Annotated in this window: 12 protein-coding genes; 6 read left to right on the top strand and 6 right to left on the bottom strand. The window is 37.0% G+C overall.

The window, feature by feature from the left end; translation table 11 throughout:
• The first annotated feature begins 651 nt into the window (after positions 1 to 651).
• The 5 genes from ACEXOE_RS18780 to ACEXOE_RS18760 all read left to right on the top strand — a co-directional run bounded on the left by ACEXOE_RS18780 (position 652) and on the right by ACEXOE_RS18760 (position 6,623).
• Positions 652 to 2,409 carry a helix-turn-helix domain-containing protein gene (locus tag ACEXOE_RS18780; RefSeq protein ID WP_394750389.1) on the top strand — a complete coding sequence of 586 codons (1,758 nt, stop codon included), beginning with the start codon at positions 652 to 654 and terminating at the stop codon, positions 2,407 to 2,409.
• 397 nt (positions 2,410 to 2,806) lie between these two features.
• Complete coding sequence (locus tag ACEXOE_RS18775; protein ID WP_394750388.1) at positions 2,807 to 2,950, top strand: hypothetical protein; 144 nt, start codon at positions 2,807 to 2,809, stop codon at positions 2,948 to 2,950.
• A 962-nt stretch (positions 2,951 to 3,912) separates the two neighbouring features.
• The gene (locus tag ACEXOE_RS18770; protein ID WP_394750387.1) at positions 3,913 to 4,440 is read left to right on the top strand and encodes a UpxY family transcription antiterminator; all 528 of its coding nucleotides are present in this window, start codon (positions 3,913 to 3,915) and stop codon (positions 4,438 to 4,440) included.
• 219 nt (positions 4,441 to 4,659) lie between these two features.
• A complete protein-coding gene (locus ACEXOE_RS18765; RefSeq protein ID WP_394750386.1) occupies positions 4,660 to 5,838 on the top strand; it encodes an AMP-binding protein in 1,179 nt (392 codons plus the stop codon).
• Positions 5,839 to 5,951: 113 nt separating this feature from the next.
• On the top strand, positions 5,952 to 6,623 hold the full coding sequence (locus tag ACEXOE_RS18760; protein WP_394750385.1) for a 4'-phosphopantetheinyl transferase family protein: 672 nt from the start codon (positions 5,952 to 5,954) through the stop codon (positions 6,621 to 6,623).
• A 149-nt stretch (positions 6,624 to 6,772) separates the two neighbouring features.
• Here ACEXOE_RS18760 and ACEXOE_RS18755 read toward each other — a convergent pair whose 3' ends face one another.
• From ACEXOE_RS18755 to ACEXOE_RS18730, 6 genes are all read right to left on the bottom strand, one after another.
• Entirely contained in the window at positions 6,773 to 8,041 is a 1,269-nt protein-coding gene (locus ACEXOE_RS18755; RefSeq protein WP_394750384.1) for a sterol desaturase family protein, read from the bottom strand.
• A gap of 108 nt (positions 8,042 to 8,149) precedes the next feature.
• Positions 8,150 to 9,205: a ThuA domain-containing protein gene (locus ACEXOE_RS18750; protein WP_394750383.1), complete on the bottom strand. Its 1,056-nt coding sequence runs from the start codon at positions 9,203 to 9,205 to the stop codon at positions 8,150 to 8,152.
• Positions 9,206 to 9,355: 150 nt separating this feature from the next.
• Positions 9,356 to 10,483 carry an acyltransferase family protein gene (locus ACEXOE_RS18745; protein WP_394750382.1) on the bottom strand — a complete coding sequence of 376 codons (1,128 nt, stop codon included), beginning with the start codon at positions 10,481 to 10,483 and terminating at the stop codon, positions 9,356 to 9,358.
• 23 nt (positions 10,484 to 10,506) lie between these two features.
• Positions 10,507 to 11,871: a peptidoglycan DD-metalloendopeptidase family protein gene (locus ACEXOE_RS18740; RefSeq protein WP_394750381.1), complete on the bottom strand. Its 1,365-nt coding sequence runs from the start codon at positions 11,869 to 11,871 to the stop codon at positions 10,507 to 10,509.
• Complete coding sequence (locus ACEXOE_RS18735; protein ID WP_394750380.1) at positions 11,864 to 12,247, bottom strand: BlaI/MecI/CopY family transcriptional regulator; 384 nt, start codon at positions 12,245 to 12,247, stop codon at positions 11,864 to 11,866. Before ACEXOE_RS18735 ends, ACEXOE_RS18740 begins: the two co-directional genes overlap by 8 nt.
• Before the next feature lie 109 nt (positions 12,248 to 12,356).
• Entirely contained in the window at positions 12,357 to 14,093 is a 1,737-nt protein-coding gene (locus tag ACEXOE_RS18730) for an ABC transporter ATP-binding protein (protein ID WP_394750379.1), read from the bottom strand.
• A gap of 210 nt (positions 14,094 to 14,303) precedes the next feature.
• Here ACEXOE_RS18730 and ACEXOE_RS18725 point away from each other — a divergent pair, with 210 nt between their 5' ends.
• On the top strand, positions 14,304 to 16,478 hold the full coding sequence (locus ACEXOE_RS18725) for an acylase (protein WP_394750378.1): 2,175 nt from the start codon (positions 14,304 to 14,306) through the stop codon (positions 16,476 to 16,478).
• Positions 16,479 to 16,546: the final 68 nt, after the last annotated feature.

The following is a 16,546-nucleotide window of genomic DNA, read 5'->3' as shown; positions in this document are numbered from 1 at the left end:
TATTTTTTAATAAAGAGTATTGTTCTCAAAAAAAAAGCCTTTCCAGAAATGGGAAGGCTTTTTTTAATTTAAAAAATAACTGATATAGATACAGCAATTCTATGCCGCTGTCTAGTAGCCGTTGCCTATAATCTTAAATGTCATAAAAGAATATGGAACAAGCACTTGGAAAGGAAGTGATAATTTTAGACGGATTGAAATACTCTTGTTAAATTCAACATACTACAACAAGACATCATTTAGAATATTTTTTTAAAAGAACGGATAACATTTTTTAGATTAATGAACATGTAAATATAGTACACAAAAATTGAAGAAGTATAATGGATTTTAATCTTGTTCAAAGAAGGTTTTTAGGAAAACAACCGAACAAAATTATAGAAAGAGGAAACAATGGAAATTCAAAAACGAAATATTATTATTAAAATTAATAATCCTTGGATGTCAATATAGTAGCGTAATTATGGAAATTAGAAGATGAAATATTATATTAAAAATGACAGATTTTCGCTAAGATTAGAAAGGATATAATTTATCCATACTAGAAAAATATCCTTATATTAGAAGAAATTAAGAAAAACATCTGCCTTAGAATTCTATGGAATGTCTTTTTTATGTTGCCACCCAAATCGAAAACATCATGCTGAATATATGAAGAAAAGTATTTTTTTATTTCAGCTCTTTTGGTTTTTTTTTCTCCATGGGAGAAACAGTACTTGTATTGCAAAATTAGATAGTTCGGTACAGGATATACCAGGCAATTATATACCATATGCTCAACAAGATAATTTACGGATCAATGATTCCATTAGGAGTAGGGTTTTAGCTGAGGAAAAATTACGAATAGCCAAAATTTCAGAAAGAACGGACGAGATATATGATGCGTATTATGAATTGGCCACCCTAGTCCAAGAGAAAGATGCCATTAGGTACGCAGATAGTATTATTGCGTTAACACGGAATACAGAAAATTTTAATTACCCAGCAAGAGCCTACTTGTTCAAGGCTAAGCTATATGGAGCTAGGGGGAGATATCAATTATCAATGGATGAGCTTGTAAAGGCAAATCGCTATGCTAATTTGAATAAAAATATTGACCAACAATATGAGACCAAGTACTACATTGCGGTCTTACAAGGAAATTTGGGAAATCATCAAGAAGCACTCAATCTTCTGCAATCCATAACGACGTACTACAAAGAAAAAAATGCAAATAATACATTGGATTATCAGGAGTTTTATATTAAATCGCTTTTCGCATTGGGAAATTCATACAATTATAATGAAGATTACGACCGTGCTTCCCTCACGAATAAAAAAGCTATAGCATTATCCTTGAAAACAAAGGATAGCGTATTATATCCGCATATTCTTTTAAACTCGGGTACAACACATTTCCTTAAAAAGGAATATCGCTCCAGTATAGATAGTCTTTTAAAATTAAAGGATATAATTCTCAAGCAGGGATTCGATACTAGTAGATGGATCATCACGGACCTCACCCTAGGGAAAAACTATTTTGAACAAGGTCAAATAGAAGATGCTCTAAGATATTTTGAAGTAGTAGATTCTACAGCCTTTGCCAACAAGTTTTTTGAGCCTACAATGCAATCTATGTACGAAACAATGATTGGATATTATAAAGAAAAGGAAGATGTTGAAAATCAGCTTTTCTATATTGACCGCTTGCTTGCCTTGGATAGTATTTTGGATGAGGACTTTAAATATCTTTATGAACAAATCGATAAAAAATACTACACGCCCAATCTGATTTTAGAAAAACAAGCAGTTATAGATTCTCTTGAAAAAGAAAAAAGAAGTACCGCGGTTATCGTCATTGTGTTGGCGGTATTGTCTGGTCTTCTATTATTATTCTTATTTCAGAATGTTCGAAAAAAGAGAATTTATAAACAAAGGTTTACAGAACTTTTAGAGAAAACAAACAAAGCAAGAAAAACGAAACAAGAGGACACAGGAAAAAGCACATCTATGGTGAACCGACAGATGGAGAATCAGGGCGGTATTGGAATATCTAAGATTATTATCAATGATATTCTTAAGAATCTAAGGTTGTTTGAGGAAAATCAAAGTTTTATTGCATCAAATATTACGGTAAGTATCCTTGCAAAGGAGTTTAAAACAAATTCTAAGTACCTTTCCAAAGTAATCAATATCTATAAAGAAAAAAGCTTTAGCAATTATATCAATGATTTGCGAATTGATTTTGTTATCGAGAAATTAAAAACAGATGAAGTATTCAGACGCTACACCATTAAGGCAATAGCGATGGAAGTAGGATTTAATACTGCTGAAGCTTTTTCTAAATCCTTTTTCAAAAGTACTGGTATCTATCCTTCATTTTTTCTTAAAGAACTAGAGAAAGTGGTAGTCGATGAAAATAGGTCGTGATTCTTAACATTTTCCAATAGTGGTTCGTTCAAAATTGCCTTTGTTTTTCTCAAAATTATAGTATTGATACGTTGCTGGATCATTAGGTAAACTGTAGAAGGTTACTTTAAAAATTAAATTGTTTAAAGTTGGAAACGCTATCTATGTTTAGACTTGTTCCTAGAAGTGTCACAGTTTTTTCGTTGTACTTTGTGGATTATGGAGAATATCTCAGGAAGTATACACATAAAGAAAAAGATTACATTATTATATGGTTAAATCTTTTTTTATGTGGTCTGAATTCCTGAAAGTAGACCGGTAAATTCCTGAAAAAAGACCATATTTCATTAATTTAGAGTAAATTAAGAAGTATTCATTTTATATTTGATGAAAAACCTTCACTAAACATATATTTGAAATGAAATCAAAGAAAAAAGAAAAAAATCTAAATTTGGGTAAACTTCGCATTACAAAGCTTAAAAACCTAAATCAGATTCAGGGAGGAAAGGATACGGATAGAACGAAAGAAGAGTATACAACGACTTTTACGACCGAAGGTTGATTATTTCCTAAACTCTAGCAACAACTCTACTTCTTTATTTTCGGAGCACCTTTCCTGTTTACGATCGCTCCATAATGCGAGTACAGACTTCTACCCTAAATGGTATGTAAAATGAGTTTCGGCCATAGTTTTTAAGGGATTATATCTGGTTGAAAAGCAAGATGCCGAAATCCGTCATGCGCATGTATTTGGAGTATATTTTAAGTAGATGAATATCCCTACATAACTTTCTATCTTGCACAACTGATAGCACTTACGGGTTACCCACAAATTATTTTTGTTCGTAAAATGTTCGTTCGAAAAGTCGAACTTGAAGTAAATGGTACAAAGAATTATTTTTTGAAGAAACTACTTAATGTATGGTGTATGCATGCTATTTTTTTTTTGGGCATGTCTTCTGAAACTACCACTTCTAGGCAACATTATTACTTCATGACTTTGGATTATGGATGGCATTGCCTAAGCTTAAATTTCTAAATTTAAACTTTTGGTTGGCAAAGTAAAAACAATTTATCCGATTCATATTCTTCCTTTTTTTTGTTCTTATGATCTGCTTCTATTGCCCTATGTTTTATGAACACAATCAGTAATTTAATTAGGGGGCGACTTAATACTTTAAAGTAGAATTGAATTCCGTGAAAAGCAGTCGGAATTCCTGAATACAGCCTCAATAAACTTGCGATGAGGATACCTCATACTTTAAGTTTGTTTATGGCAATAACCTACAGGTTGTGGCTATAAAGGTCCTCAAATTTCACGATAATTTTAAACCTAGAAACCTTTACTGCAAAAAAAGGTTTTGCAACATTTCATTCTGAATCTCGAGGATTTTTACCGTACCGTGACTGCATAAAATTCAATGCAATATCAGCACAAGAAAATACACCCATATTTTGGGTAAAATATTGCTGGTGGCAGTCTATTGAAATTTAACTGTTTGTGTTACTTAAAGAAAATTAATTATGAAACAAAGAAATAGAATAGGTTGGCATGTGCTATACGTGAGATCTCGTCATGAAAAGAAAGTATACAGCTTATTATTGGAAAATAAATTAGAAGCATTTTTACCGCTTATTAGTACAGTTAGAAAATGGAGCGATAGGAAGAAGAAAATAGAGATTCCACTTTTTAGTTCGTATGTATTCGTTAAAATTAACTCTCCAATGGATTTTTATAGAGCACTTAATATCAATGGTGCATCAGCCTATATTCGTTTTTCAGATGAATATGCCATTGTTCGGGAAAATGAAATAACGCATATGAAATTGTTAGTAGGAAACAAAGATATTACGAACGTGAAACAAGCTCCCTATCAACCTAAAATTGGACAAATCAGTAAGATAAAATTTGGCCCCTTAATGGGGCTGGAATGCGAAGTTTTACAGATTCGGGATAAATGTACAATTCAAGTTTGTGTGAATTCTTTAAAGCAGAATATTGTAGCCAATATCCCGTCTTTTTATTTTTCTGAACTCCCCAATGCAGGCTAGGAATAAAAATGAATGACATATTGAATAAAGTATAGTTATATATGAAGAAAACAGTAGTAATGAAATTTTCTCTTTAGGAGTATGTTTCTTAGGAAACTTATGCATCTGTTTCAATGACGACCGAATACCTATATTCCTTTTTAATATTCGAATAAGCATAAAATTTATCAAAAATTTAGATTACCAATATCGGAAGCGATAAAAAAGAAGATATACGTTTTGAGTCATGTAAATGAATCCATTATTAGTTGTTTTAGAAGGCAAGTTGAAAATGATGGAGGTAAAATTGCAATAAGTTGGTCGAATGGAAATATGGATTATTCCGAATTGGATATTTTATCCAATCAAATGGCCAATGTTTTAATTGATCAATTTGAAATAGAAGAAAGTGACTTTGTTGCGGTCATGTTGCCAAAATCAGAAACGTTGATAGCGATCATAATAGCCGTTTTAAAATGTGAAGCCAGTTATGTGCCAATTGACCCGAACTGTCCGTTGGAAAAGAAAGAATTTATTCTTAAAGATACTTTTTGCAAACTAATAATTGATGAGAAGTTCTTAAATCAATATATAACGACTTTTAGGCACGCCAAAAAAGCGACCCCTATAACAACTACAGGAAATATCAGCATTGTCAATATTATGTATACGTCCAAGTTTAAGGAGAAATATATAGGGGTCATGGTACAGGATAATAATGTACTCTCGCTGCTAAAATCGTGCAATAAAAATTTTGAACTTTCTTCAAAAGATTCTTGGTTATTGTATCATTCATATAGTACGGATTTTTCCATTTGGGAAATTTTTGGATGTCTTTTAAATGGAGGAAATTTGGTCCTCGTTAATGAGGAGGAAACTCAAAATAGTACTTCATACGTAAGGTCAATGAATGACCATCACGTCACAATTTTTGGTCAAACATCTTCGCAATTTTGCGATTTTGTAGATTCGGGCATAGAAGTTCCTTCATTGCGATATGTGATTTTAAGGGGGAAAATAAGCTGCGCATCTAAAATACGGGAATGGAGTAAAAAACACCCTCAAGTTCATCTCTTTAAAATATATGGGAATACAGAAACAACAGTATTTACAACCTTAAAAAAACTAACTTGGGATACTGCAGTACGATATTCATTGAATAATATAGGAAAGCCATTACCTCTGGTTAGATGCTATGTTGTTAATAAAAAACTAGAAGTCCTTCCCTATGGGTGTGCGGGAGAGTTATGTGTTGGAGGGGATGGAGTGACATATGGATATTTAAACAATCCGCAATTAGATAAAAAACACTTTGTCGACGATTTATTCTTTGGACAGGGAAAAATGTACCGTACAGGAGATTTGGTGCGTTTCCTCTTCACTGGAGAATTGGAATATTTGGGAAAAATGAAATATTGAGAACATTAAATTTATACATAGAACGCTTATGATATTCCTTATAGTCTTTTAATGAATAGAAAAGATAGTGGAAATTATACAATAAGATAAAGTTTTTGTTCAAATCTACTTTTATGACCTCTGTCTATTACACATTTTGCAAAAAACTCTCGAATTACGAGTATACCAGGGCAATTTCACTGCTTCCTATAATGATGCAACGTAGGGCAAGGAGATATCACCGTTGGCAGGATTCACATGCTTATCTGTACGGGAAATTACTATTGAAATATGGATTGCGTCAATTGGGAAAGGATGATTCTCTAATGACAATGAGAAAATCCAAACAAGGGAAGCCCTATTTTGAAGATGATTCCTTGAGTTTTAATATTTCCCATTCTGGAGAATATATCGTCTGTGCAATAAGTCATTGTCATTATAAAACTATTGGCATTGATATTGAAGAAATGAAACCTGTTGTTTTTACAGATTTTGACAGTGTATGGTCTCCTCAGGAAAAAAAAGAAATAAATAGTATAGAAAAGTTCTATAGGTTTTGGACGCGAAAAGAGGCTATTGTAAAAGCAGACGGAAGAGGTTTGAGTATTCCTTTGAAAACTATTGACACTACAAAATTAACTGTTGTCGTCAACAACAACACTTACTACCTGAGCGAATTAGAAATCGATAGAAAATATAGTACGCATGTTGCTACATTGGGAAAAGTAGAAAAAAATAACCCAATTAATTGTGTGTTTATCACAGCCTATGCGCTCTGTGATATCTATGATTCGGAAATGTTATAAGGAAGCTTGTATTTTGTGCGAAACGAAGAATCCCAAAATCAAAAATGACACGAATTTTAATTGGGGAAATTGAAGATTAAAAAAGCATCGAACCATCCCCTTTTGTATACAAGCAACTTGAACAAGGCAGGAACTTTCCTTTTCTTTGATTAGCGGAATGATGCTGTTTGTACCTTGGTTTTTTCCAAATAAGTAAAGTAGATCGTACCTAGAATGGTACTCAAAAAATATACTATTATAATGAAAATAGCCGAGGGCCAATGCTGCTGAATCCCAAACCAATCTCCTGTAAAAGATAGGGACGCCAATCCAAATGCGCTCCTAGCAAACTCGATCCACTTTGCAGATTTTTCCCGATCCATCAAAGAAGAATATCCATATACACTAATGAAAAGGAAAAAACCATATAGTAAAAGTTGGTTGTACTGAAGATTTGCAAAATTGAAAAACATAAAAAGTAAGAGTCCAGTACAACTTAAAAGTTGATACATGGCATACCATATAAAAGCGTTGGAAACTTCTGTTCTGTATTTGGTAAAATTATAGACATCTTCAATGCCTTTTAGAGGGTATTTTTCCTTTACATCTGCAGGACGCCAACCTGTGGGCATACACCAAATGATCAATTTGTTCTTTAAGGTTTTTGTTCTCCAGGCATCTTGTATGAGTCGCCAAATATGTTGAAAGTTAATACGTATGGGGTTCCATGTGGCAGCAGGTTTAAGAATGCCATAAACGGGAGGAGCTTCTTTTAATTCTTTTTGAAAGGTGTGGAACATGCGATCCCATATACTAAAAATCTGTCCCAGGTTTTTGTCAATGTATTCGGGGTTTATGGCGTGATGTACCCGGTGCTGTGAAGGAGTTACTATAAGATATTCCAACCAGCCTAAATGACCAATGTATCGGGTATGGTACCAAAATTGGGCAAATAAGTGAATGGGGGCTATAATATTGACGACTTCAGCGGGCACGCCTAGAATGGCTGCGGGAAGGAGCAATAGGGGAAAATAGGCCAAAATATTTGAAATGGATTGGCGTAGCGCACAGGCAAGGTTAAATTCTTCACTGCTGTGATGAATGAGATGTTGGTTCCAAAAAAAATTGACTTTATGACTTAATCGGTGATTCCAATATCCGGCAAAGTCAATACAGATAAATCCCACGATATAAACGATAAGTGTGGATTCTATCTGAAAAATACTCAAATGTTCCAATAAAAAAGGATAGGAAATAATAATAAGTGCCAATCCAAGGGAATCTTTGATAATATTGGTCAACCCTGAACTTAGGCTAGAAATAGTATCCAATGGCCTATGGAATTGTTTTTTTATGAAATGTCCATATAGAATTTCAAGCAATACCAATCCAATAAAAAAAGGAATGGCAATCAACAAAACTTTGGCGTAGGTTTCCATAAAAAGTACAAAAGATAATTTTAAATATAACGAATAACTTTGTACTTCATTAAGGATAAGATAAAAAGGCCCTTCAATTTCTGAAGGGCCTTTTTTGTGATATCATTTTTATTGTTGTTTCCATTTCCGGGAACTTCCTTTGTCTTTTGTTGGAAAATCTTGGGGGATTTCCTGAGTAACCTTTCCTGTGGCAACCCACTCTGATCCGCGTTGGAAGGTAGTAATAAAGCCAACACATTCCATAGAGTAATCCCAATGCCCAAGGGCCGTATGGAAAATCTTTCCCTTGCCATAATTTACGGTCATTAGCATAGGCTCGTGTCTGCCTGTACCTTTTACGGAAGGATTCCAGGGAGGTCCGTTTTTTTCTACATCGGAGTAGGCCGTAGCCAAGACAGTCATATTTTCTGCAGGCCCCCGCATACGGTCATACAATTCATCCTTGGCGTGTAACCAAGTTGTGGGGAGTCCCTTCATAATGGGGTGTGTTGCATTCCTAGTTTCCAAGGCAAATTCGTATTGTGGTCCATGGGAAGCGCAAATACCATCGGAACCGTCGCGTTGTATATTTCCTTGGTCGTCATAATATACATAAGGGCCACTATTGATATCTCTATCTCCCCAAGCTCCAAGCCCGATCATTTTATTAAACTCATCCCAATCGCCCCAGGGGTTATTGGCAGCGTGTACGACAACTAGTCCGCCACCGTTGGCCATGTATTTTTCAAAATTTTTCTTTGTTTGCGCAGGCCATGGGGCACTTCGCTCCCCCATATTGGAAATGACCACATCGTATTGCTCAAAATTAGGATTAAAGTTGGGGTCCGCTTTGGGGTCTGCTAAAATTTCTGTGCCTTTATCCCTTCCCTCACTATAGTGATTATTGAAATAGATAATAGCTTCATTTACCTCTGGAGCATAGTAATTAGCACCTGCCCAAATGTAGGAGGTACGCATGATATCTACCTCGAACATGCCAGTCTGTTCCAAATAATCTTTCATCATCAAGGTGGTTTTTGGCCATATGAAATGATTGTTTTGGCCTTCAACGATGAGCGCCTTCATTTTTTTTGGAGGATCCAGGGATATATCAACGTCACTAGGAGCAAAGCTATGGAACAAAAATACACTGATGAAAGAAAGAACTGCAATAGGGATTCTCATGGGTACTACTTTTAATTTGAAAAATTGAATTGCCTCCTGAAAAGGGAGCGGCCTTCCCGCAAATTAGGAATATATTTCTAGGATTGCCAAATTAAAAAGTAGGTTTTCCTATTAAAATAATGGAGTAGTACAACTATAACGATTGCGTATTTAAGGAATCCATTTTTTTCGTAACCATCTATTGATCGGATTTGTAAAATAACGGGCAATAGCTTTGCCCAAGAGTAATGAAAAGACAATGGTTAAAAGATACAATGGTGTAATCCAAAACTGCGATAAATCCCAGCTTTTAAATAGGGCTACTAGAGAAATAATAACAAACATGTGAGTGAGATAAATCTCATAACTATGTTTTCCCAAGTGCTCCAACCATCTAAAAATGGGATAATGGACTTGTTTTTTGGATTGGTGACGAGAATGCATCCATAAGAGGACGAGACCTACCCCAATAGCCAGAACAGTGATGTAGAGTCCATTTTTAGTGAGTCCCCATTGATAGGTTGTTCTTCTAAAAAATAGGATGAAGGTGATAAAAATCCAGCCTACTGTAAGCAGGCCAACCCCAATTTTCTTGGGAATCTTTACCCTATGGGCAAGCAAAGCTGTCATACAGCCTATGGCTATGGCATCGATGTAGGCCAAGTGATTTCTATCGCCCAACTCATTTCCCGGGAACAGCTGTGTTCTTGCCCAGGGCGATACGATAAAAAATATGCTGACCAGCACCACAAAATGCCATTCTTTTCTACAGAAAATACAGAGCACTGGAAAGAAGAGGTAGAACACTTCTTCAATGGATAGAGACCACAAAATGTCCCAATTGGCAGGAAGGTACCCCACCTGAATTTCCAACCAATTAAAATGAAAGGTCAATGCTGCGAAAAGAGCTCTGATCAATGAAGTTTTTTCGGGATTTAAAATGAATCCTGGCACCCCTGAGAGATGGAGAATGCTCAACACTAGGAGTAAGCCAGTCAATAAAGGGATGATGCGGGCAAAGCGCATCAAATAGAAGTGTTTTATGGACATCTTGGGTAAATTTCCCCATTTTTGTATGGCAGAATTTGTAATGAGATAGCCCGAAATTACAAAGAACATGGCTACACCATAAAAACCACTCCAAAAAAATAAAGAATACCATTTTTTGGGAAGTAGTGCTCCCAAATAGGTCTCTTTAAAGGGAACCTTTAGGTTTAAATGTAAAAGGATGACCATAAGAATGGCCATTCCTCTTAAAACATCGACACCTATATTTCTAGAAGCGCTTGTGTCTCGCATCGCAAAAGGTTGATGGGGTAAATCTATTGGTCAAAAAAGGACATGGGATCTACAGGTTTCTGGTCTTTTTTGATTTCAAAATGTAAATGTGGTCCTAATGATGCTCCTGTATTGCCCACATAACCAATGATTGCTCCTTTTTTTACTTTTTCGTTCGCTTTCACTGCGAAGCCCTTTAAGTGGGCATAGGCTGTTTCATACCCGTCACTGTGTCGTATATGGATGAGGTTGCCCCAATCCCCTTTTAGTGCGGCATAGGTTACAACACCATCGGCAACGGCAATGATAGGTGTACCACTTTTGGCACGAACATCGATACCTCGATGAAAAATGGGTTTCTTCCGTATGGGGTCTTTCTTTCGCTGACCAAAGGGGGAAGTAATATTTTCTGGAGTGCTATTTTCTATAGGAAATATAAAATTGGGCAAGGCATCAAGGGAGGCGACTTCATGGGGCACAGTATCAAAAGATGAATTTTCTATAGCAGCAGGAAGTACAATTTTTTCAGGTTCGGCCGTACGGAAAGCCATTACAAAGAAAATAATGAGCGGAAGCAGGATGCTATAGCGTAATACATTTGTTGATGGGGAATTCTTTTTTGTAATCATGTCTATTCGTTTTTTAATAATGGGTTGATGAAAATTACTATATAAGGTACTGGTGTGTATATTGGAAATATGGGTTTTCAATAAGGTTAAGTAGGCAATCTTATCCTGGGTCTGTTGCACTACAGCATGGTCTGCCTGAAATTCATGGATAGCTTTCAATGACTTTTTAAATAAATAGACTAGCGGATTGTACCAAAATACAATGGCGTATAGTTCACTTAAAATTAAGTCCCTGGAATGCTTTAGGCGAACATGAACTTTTTCATGTTCAATGATGTTTGAGTTATAAACCCCTTGGTTTTTTTTAGGAATAAAAATCCAATGGAAACAAGAAAAAATAGTGGGGACATCGGCCAAAAGAAAATGAACCCCATCCGTAGAAACCATTTCCGAATTTTGACGTAAAGATCGTACATGAAGCAAGCTTTGTATAAAACGTATGCTATGCCACAGCACCCCAAGAACATATATTCCAAAGATGTATAGAGGATAGTTATGCTTAAAAACGGCATCTTCCGATAATGGAACGGCCTTTAGTGTTGAAGTACCGCTAAAGAATTGTTCCGTAAATATCGGAATTTCCGGATCGGGGTATGAAAGGGTGACCAGCGGAAAAAACGCTTGTATTAATGGAAGGCCTAAAGCCAAAGGTATTATAGCAAGTAGTACCCACCGATTGGTATGATGAAAGGTGAGTTGCTGTAAAAAAAGACGGAAAAAAAGGTAAAGTATGGAGAATACCATACTGCTATGAAAAAAATAGGTGAGAAGATCAGTCATTTTCCTCTTTTAAGCGATCTATTTTTTCATCGATCATTAATTTCATTTGTTCCAACTCGGTAAGACTGAGGTCTTCGTCTTTGGTAAAGAAAAGGGCAAACTTACTCATAGAACCGCTAAAAAAATCGCGCACTACAGCTTTGAAATGTCCCTTGAAATAGCTGTCTTTAGAAATTAAAGGGTAGTATTCATGTACTTTTCCATGAGTTCTGAAATGCACAAATTTTTTCTTCACTAACACTCGGATGACGGTAGAGATAGTGGTATATGCAGGTCTGGGTTCCGGAAATTGTTCCACAATGTCTTTAAGAAAGGCATGCTCTAAATTCCAAAGGTATTTCATCACCTGCTCTTCTGCTTTTGTCAAGTCTTTCATAAGGCGAAGATAATCAAATTTTTGATCTATGACTATAAAAATAGTTATATTACTATAAATATAGTTTTAAGAGATGAGGTAAAGCCCAAGTATAGGTCTTGTACGTGATTTAAATTCTTGCTTGGTACGTAAATAGATTGTAGTATCGACCTTCCTTGGCAATAAGGGTGTCATGCGTGCCTTGTTCTGCAATGCTCCCATTTTCGATGACCAAAATCTGATTGGCCTTTCTAATGGTGCTTAAGCGGTGGGCAATCACAAAGGTGGTCCTTCCCTTGGTCAGTTCGGCCAAACTTTTTTGAATTAAGGCTTCACTTTCCGTATCCAGATTTGAAGTAGCTTCGTCCAAAATCAGAATTTTAGGATTGGCAAGAATGGCTCGGGCAATGGCAATGCGCTGGCGTTGCCCACCTGATAATTTTATCCCCCGTTCCCCGATTAAGGTATCCAAACCTTCTTCAAAACGATCCGTAAATTCGTCTACATAAGCAGCTTTGATCGCATTTTGTAGTTCTTCTTCACTGGCATTGGGTCTTGGGAACAATATGTTTTCCCGAATACTTCCTTCAAAGAGAAACTCGTCTTGTAATACGACGCCCAAATGTTGCCGGTAACTTCCCAATTGTACTTTGGACAAATCTTTGCCATCTATGGTAATGGTACCGGAACGCGGATTTAAAAAAGTAGCGGCCAAGCCGGCAATGGTAGATTTTCCAGAGCCCGAACTGCCCACAAGGGCAATAACATCTCCTGAATTTGCCTCAAAACTAATATGGTGCAGTACCTCTTTGTCCTCTTCATAAGCAAAGGAAACTTCCTTAAAGCTAATATCGCCATGAATATCTTCCAAGGCCAAGGTACGATCAGCCTCTTCAGCTTCGGGCACCATGTTCATGAGTTCTTCCGTACGGTCCAAGCCTGCCAACGCTTCGGTAAACTGACTCCCAATATTGCTCATTTGGACAATTGGGGCGATCATTTGTGCTAGAAGTACCGTGAACAATAAAAAATCTCCTATGGTCAATTCCCCCTGTATAATCTTATAACCTCCATATCCCATAACTCCGGTTGTAGCCACTCCAATGAGAAAAGTTGCAGAGCTGGTCATAAAAGCGGTAGTGGTTAAACTCTTTTTTACATTCTGGAAGAGTTCATCGACTCCTTTTTCAAAAATTTTATATTCCTGGGTTTCTGCATTAAATCCTTTGATTACTCGGATACCTCCTAAAGTTTCGGTTAGCCTACCTTTGACTTCGGCATTGATTTTTCCTCGATTTCTGAAAATAGGTCGTATGATTTTGAAGGCTTTGAGGGCAATAATGCCAAAGATGGCCAATGGCACAAAAGTAAATAGGGTCATCGTAGGGCTAATGGTCAGGAGAATAACTAAAGAAACTAGGGCGGTTATGGTTCCTCCTACCAATTGCACCAGGCCGGTACCGATTAAATTGCGTACCCCTTCCACGTCACTCATTATCCTAGAAACTAGAGCACCCGATTTTGTATTGTCAAAAAAACGAATGGGAAGGGACAACACCTTTTTTTGGACTTGCGAACGGAGTTCCGAAATCAAAAACTGTGCTTGAACACTTAAAATTCGAGTTAATAAAAAAGAAGTTATTGCTTGGATTAAAATAGCTACGATTACGGCTACTACCAGTACTTTGAGCATGTCTACATTCTTGTTGGCGATGACATCATCAATAAGGTATTTTGAAGCAAAGGGTGTAACAAAACTAGCCGCTTTTCCAATAACAATTAGGAGAAGGCCAATAAATACAAGGTTGCGTCTCGGCCAAATAATAGTTTTAAAGGCGGAATATATACTGACTCTCTTCTCGGCCATAACAGAAATTTAATAGGAGTTGTAAACAAATCGTAAAACAACAAAGATATTGGTTTCGCGAGTGGATGAAGAAAAGATTTTGATTTTCATTTCTACCAATGCGAATATCTTAAAATTTTCAGCTTTTTATTTCAAAATTAGCATTTCAGTAACTGGATTACTACATTCACAGAATGAAATCGTTATGGATACTTAATTAAATTTAACCTTATGAAATTCTTACCCCTGTTTTTACTATTGGGATTGGCTTCTTGTGCCACCGAAAAGTCAGATTCTGAAGAGAATCGCTGGAAAACACATGCCGAGAACACTACGATCATCCGAGATGATTTTGGAGTCCCCCATATTTATGGAAAAACAGATGCCGATGCTGTATTTGGACTCTTATATGCGCAATGTGAAGACGACTTTAATCGCGTGGAACAAAATTACATATGGGCTACGGGAAGGTTGGCCGAGGTTGAAGGAGAGGAAGCCTTGTATAGTGATCTTCGGGCAAAATTGTTTATGACGGAAGAAGAAGCCATCCAAAATTATGAGAAAAGTCCGGATTGGCTAAAGGAATTATGCGTTGCCTTTGCCGATGGCATTAATTACTATTTGAAGACCCACCCGGAAGTAAAACCGAGATTATTGACGCATTTTGAACCGTGGATGCCCATGTACTTTAGCGAAGGTTCTATAGGTGGGGATATTGAGCGTATCCGAACCCGGAAAATAAAAGCTTTTTATGAAAGTGGTATGGAAGTGCCCAAAATGGAGGAGGCAACAATGAAAAAGAAAGAAGAGGCTATGGAGCCACAAGGATCCAATGGAATTGCCATTTCTGGGAAATTGACCGAATCGGGAAATGCCATGCTCCTGATTAATCCGCATACCTCATTTTATTTTAGAGGAGAGGTGCATGCCGTGAGTGAAGAAGGCCTTAATGCGTATGGTGCTGTTACATGGGGGCAGTTTTTCATTTATCAAGGCTTCAACGAAAAAACAGGCTGGATGCACACATCGACCTATACCGATGTAATTGATGAATTTAAGGAAAGCATTGTGGAGATGGATGGAAAATTGTTCTACCAATATGGAGAAGAACTCCGTGCTGTGGAAACATCGGAAGTCACACTGAAGTATAAAGATGGGGATGCCATGAAAGAGAAGACTTTTCCCATGCATCGTACCCATCATGGTCCTATTACACATTTGGCCGATGGACAATGGACAGCTTCCGCTATGATGTGGGAACCTGTTAAGGCTTTAGAACAATCGTATACGAGAACCAAACAAGCGGGGTATCAGGGTTTTCGTGAAATGATGGATATTCGAACAAATTCTTCCAACAATACCGTTTATGCAGATGCAGAAGGGAATATAGGGTACTGGCATGGAAACTTTATTCCGGTGCGGGATACCAAATTTGATTATACCAAACCTGTAGATGGGAGTGATCCGGCAACAGATTGGAAGGGCTTACATACGGTGGACGAGTCCATCACCCTTTTAAATCCTGAAAATGGATGGCTGCAAAATTGCAATTCAACACCTTTTACGGCCGCTCTGGAATTTAGTCCCAAGAAAGCGGATTACCCTAATTATATGTCTATTGATCGTGAAAATTATAGGGGCGTCCATGCCATTGAACTTTTAACAGGCAGGAGTGGCTATACACTGGATAATCTTATTGCCTTGGCTCATGATCCGTATTTGCCAGCCTTTGAAAAGTTGATTCCCGGATTATTGAAGGCCTACGAAAATACGCCCACAACTCTTGGAGCTGAGTTCAAAAGACCATTGGAAGTACTTAAAGCGTGGGATTACAGAACATCCAAAACATCTATTGCCATGACTTTGGCCCATTATTATGGTACGGAATACTACCGATCGGGGCAAAGAATTGAAGGCTATACCCCTATGCAGTTGGTGGAATACTGGGGTTCTGATTCTCCCGATGAAGAGAAACGAAATATCTTTACCGCAGTCCTCCTAAAATTAAAAGCAGATTTTGGGACTTGGGAAATGCCTTGGGGAGAGGTCAATCGCTATCAAAGATTGAATGGGGATATCCGCCAAGCATTTGACGATAATGCGCCCAGTATTGCAGTAGGTTTGGCTTCGGGTCGTTGGGGAGCTTTGGCCGCCTACGGGGAGCGGTATACCAATAACACCAAAAAAATGTATGGCACTCGAGGAAATAGCTTTGTTGCCGTGGTTGAGTTTGGAGATAAAGTCCAAGCCAAAAGTATGCTGGCCGGAGGACAGAGTGGAGACCCCAATTCCCCACATTTTGATGACCAAGCACAGCCTTATGCAGATATCCAATTTAAAGAGGTCCCTTTCTACAGGGAAGATGTGGAAAAAAGAGCACAAAAAACCTATCATCCCGGGGAGTAAATTAAATTTATAACAAGATAGTGTAACAATAGAAGACCAAATTAGTCTAAGAATCATAATCAAAAACC

Origin of the sequence: Spongiimicrobium salis, from assembly GCF_043678055.1 — a bacterium.
GTDB classification, from domain to species: Bacteria; Bacteroidota; Bacteroidia; order Flavobacteriales; family Flavobacteriaceae; genus Spongiimicrobium; species Spongiimicrobium salis.
The sequence above is the reverse complement of the archived record's forward strand: the minus strand, read 5'-3'. Positions and strand labels throughout refer to the sequence as shown.